1 protein-coding gene is annotated in these 1243 nt (G+C 52.9%); it reads left to right on the top strand.

Annotated elements, in window-relative coordinates; genetic code table 11:
• Positions 1–168: 168 nt before the first annotated feature.
• Positions 169–1243 (top strand): hypothetical protein (locus tag ACR0JW_RS23825; RefSeq protein ID WP_480714610.1); only part of this gene is annotated, 1075 nt, incomplete at its 3' end.

Below are 1243 nucleotides of genomic sequence, written 5' to 3'. Positions count from 1 at the left end.
GTGATTCTTTTGGGAGTAACGGCTAAGCTGTTAATGTTAAATTAAAAATATCCACTCCGAAATGTCGGATCGTTGCCACATTCTGGCCCCGTTTTGACAACACTCTTAAGTGTGGTATTTGCACGTCGCCGCTAATCTGTATTTCGCTACGTAAAAAGGATTTCTTACGTGTTGAACTTCCTTAAAGTGAGTGTCTCCGCACTCGTGCTGTCTGCATTTGTAGTCGCGCCAATCGTGACCGTTTTCGCCACCGATTACGCATATGCAAAAAATGGTAACGGAAAAGGTGGGGGCAACGGCGGCGGAAAAGGGGATAACGGAAGTGGCAACGGTGGCGGAAAGGGCGGCAACAGCGGTGAAAAAGGTGCCAAAAAGGGATGGGGTTCCGACAAAACGCTAAACGGGACAAGAACGAAGTCTGCCAGCAAAAGTCACAAATCAAAGAGCGGCAGTCGTTTGGGTCGGGCTGTGAAGGAAGACTTTCAGGCCTTGGGACGTAACCTGAAGCAAAACGGTGTCAAAGGTCTATTCAAAGGGAACAAGGCACGGACCACCACAACACGAACAAGTAAAGCGAGTGTCGCGCAATCCCCGAGACCACCAAGCAGAAAAGCAAAACTCCTTGATGATGGCACGCTTGCCCCGCGTAACCTCGGCAAACTGAATGGTGCCATTAACTCCAGTGTAAATGCAAAACTCGCGCATATCGCGAACGGACAGTATGCGAAAGGTACAGGGCCTGTGAGCCTGGCCGCTGGCCTCGCCGTAGCCGACGCAAATTTCAATCATGTCATGGGTGAAGATTACGACTTGAGCCCTGAAGAAGTGAAGGAAATTGCTGCGGCGTATGACTATTTGGACACGGCTCCGATGACGCTGGAGGAAGCTGAACAGGTTCTTGCCGATGAGGCGGCCACCCCCGGTACGATTGCGCCCGAAGACTTGGAAACCGCACAAGCGGTGAAAAATGCGCACGACGTAACAACAGATGAGGACGGAAATAAGATAGGGCAGCCGACCGACGATCAGTTGGCGGCTGCGGAGGCGGTGCATGACGCGGAAGCCAGCCTGTTGGGGCACTACAAAGGCGACTTTTCTGACGACACAATCATCGCGGAGGAACAGCAAGACCGCGTCCTTGGCGCCGTCCGCGCCTCCAATCCCGATGAAGAATCGGTAAAAGCCACGCTTGGCACTTCGGACGACGGAAGCCTTTATGCCGACGGCCAGGAGGACGATGATG

Source organism: Ruegeria sp. BG6, from assembly GCF_056538465.1.
Note: the sequence above shows the minus strand (reverse complement) of the source record. Positions and strands in the feature narration are given on the sequence as shown.